Here is a 2,407-nt window from a genome sequence, read left to right on the forward strand (position 1 = left end):
GTAGCCCGTATTCTGCGCGAAATGGCCAAGCAAGCGCCGCAAATGCAGGCCAAATTCGATGCCTATATCAACGCGCAACATCCGGACATGGCGCAGAAAGCACCTGAAAAACAGTAAAAGAAAAAATCAGCCACGACGAACCGCCGGAATTCATCAAGCAGTCCTGACTCGAGGCTCCCACGGTCAACCGGAAAAAGCGCCCAAAATCGAACCCTGACCGGCGAGCGGGCGCCGCCGCCCGCCTGGCTAGCGGCGAGAGCGTGGCAGCCACCACCGACAGAAAGCCAGCGCCCCCATTTTCCAGGCAAGGCAAACTACGTCTCGCATGACCTGCCGGCATCAAAATACCCGTTTGACACCTCATGCCTGCTTCGTTAAATTGGCCATTTACCCCCCAACCGACAAACCACTCATTACAAGGAGTTCCCCATGGCCGTTCTCGTTGGCAAGCAAGCCCCGGATTTCACTGCCACCGCCGTATATGGCAACAACGAAATCAAGGAACTGAAACTATCCGCCCTCAAGGGCAAACCCGTTGTCCTGTTCTTCTACCCGCTCGACTTTACCTTCGTCTGTCCGTCCGAGCTGATCGCCTTCGATCACCGGCTGGAAGAGTTCAAGCAACGTGGCGTTGAAGTCATCGGCGTTTCGATCGACTCCCAATTCACTCACCTGGCCTGGAAAAACACCCCAATCAAGGACGGCGGCATCGGCCAGGTCGGCTACCCGCTGGTCGCCGACGTCAAACATGACATCTGCCGCGCCTACGATGTCGAACTCGAAGCCGCCGGCGTCGCGCTACGCGGCTCCTTCCTGATCGACAAGAACGGTGTGGTCATGCACCAGGTCGTCAACATGCTGCCGCTCGGTCGCAATATCGACGAAATGCTGCGCATGGTCGATGCCTTGCAATTCTTCGAAGAGCACGGTGAAGTCTGCCCGGCCGGCTGGAACAAAGGCAAGCCCGGCATGACTGCGTCAACCGAAGGCGTCGCCGCTTACCTGGCAAAGAACGCCAAGAAACTGTAGTCGCTGCCTCACCCACGGAATCGGTATCCGTGGCAAAAACCCGAGCGCTGATTTGCCTCGGGTTTTTTATTGTCGCATCGCTGAATTACAGGATACAATTTGGTGAATTTGTAATTTCAGCAAAGACAAAATCATGGCCGATTCCGAATATCTCAGCACCCGGCAAGCCGCCCTCCGTCTGGGAGTTTCCCTGGGCACCGTTCAAAACATGGTGGAGAGCGGCGCGCTTGAGGCGTGGAAAACCGCTGGCGGGCATCGCCGGATTCCGGTTGCCTCCGTTGACGCCCTGCTCGCCCGTCGGCGCAATCTGACGCCGAGCGCGCAGGAATACGGCAGCCAGATCGAAATCCTCGTCGCCGAAGACGATCTGACCCTGCAAATGCTCTACCAGATGACCGTCGATAGCTGGAACCTGCCCATCAAGCTGCGTATCGTCGCCAACGGCTTCGATGGCTTGCTGCAAGTCGGTCAGCGCGTTCCCGACATCCTCATCGCCGACCTCATGATGCCGGGTATGGATGGTTTCGAGATGATCCGTCGCCTGCGCGCCAATAGCGACCTGGCGAGAATGGACATCATCGTCGTCAGCGCCATCGACCGCGATGAAATTCTCGAACGCGGCCTGCCGGCCGACATCACCATTTTCGGCAAGCCAATTCCTTTCCACGAAATCAAGGGATTCATCCTCGGCCGCCTGGCAGCACGCCAGCGCAACAGCTAAAACCAATAGTGGCGCTGCCCGGCCATATCGTCGGGCGGACGCTCACATTGCACCGCAATCCCGTCCACTAAAAAAGAATCAGGAGACATACCATGGGATTTTTTGGCAACAGCAGCGCGCTCGACAAGATTGACCGTGATATCGCGGCGATTGCTGACGGTAGCGCTGATCTTTCGTACTCGGTAGGCAATGCCGGCAGCAATGCAGCCGGCCGCATTTCAGCCAACATCAACCGCTTTTTCAGCCGTGTTCGTGGCCTCATTTCACAGGCCCGTGAACGCAGCGTGAGCATTGCCGCCGACGCCGCGCGGATGAACAGCCAGGTTCAGCAGACCGACGACGCGGTGCGCCGCCAGGAGGCTCTGGCCGCCAATGTCTTCGAGTCAAGCAACCTGGTTAATCAGGCGGTCAGCGAAGTCGCCCGTAATTCCGACGCGATCCAGGTATCGACGCAGAACAACCTTGATCTCGCCCAGCGCTCGCTCGAACAAATGGAAACCGTGGCCTCGACCATGCGCTCGACCAACGCACACATCGAGCATTTTTCATCGACAGTGGCCGAACTGCATACCAATTCGATGAAAATCGACCAGATCGTCTCATTGATCAACGACATTTCCGACCAGACCAATCTGCTCGCGCTCAATGCCGCCATCG

General features: G+C 57.5%; 3 protein-coding genes. All 3 read left to right on the forward strand.

Features of this window, described 5'->3' with window-relative positions; translation table 11 throughout:
• Window positions 1–429: 429 nt before the first annotated feature.
• Complete coding sequence (locus ADADOO_RS04045; RefSeq protein ID WP_511275231.1) at window positions 430–1,029, forward strand: peroxiredoxin; 600 nt, start codon at window positions 430–432, stop codon at window positions 1,027–1,029.
• Between the two features lie 133 nt (window positions 1,030–1,162).
• Entirely contained in the window at window positions 1,163–1,750 is a 588-nt protein-coding gene (locus ADADOO_RS04050) for a response regulator (RefSeq protein ID WP_511275233.1), read from the forward strand.
• A 92-nt stretch (window positions 1,751–1,842) separates the two neighbouring features.
• A partial coding sequence (locus tag ADADOO_RS04055) for a methyl-accepting chemotaxis protein (RefSeq protein WP_511275235.1) occupies window positions 1,843–2,407 on the forward strand: 565 nt, incomplete at its 3' end.

The organism is Azonexus sp., assembly GCF_036170495.1.
Taxonomy (GTDB): domain Bacteria; phylum Pseudomonadota; class Gammaproteobacteria; order Burkholderiales; family Rhodocyclaceae; genus Azonexus.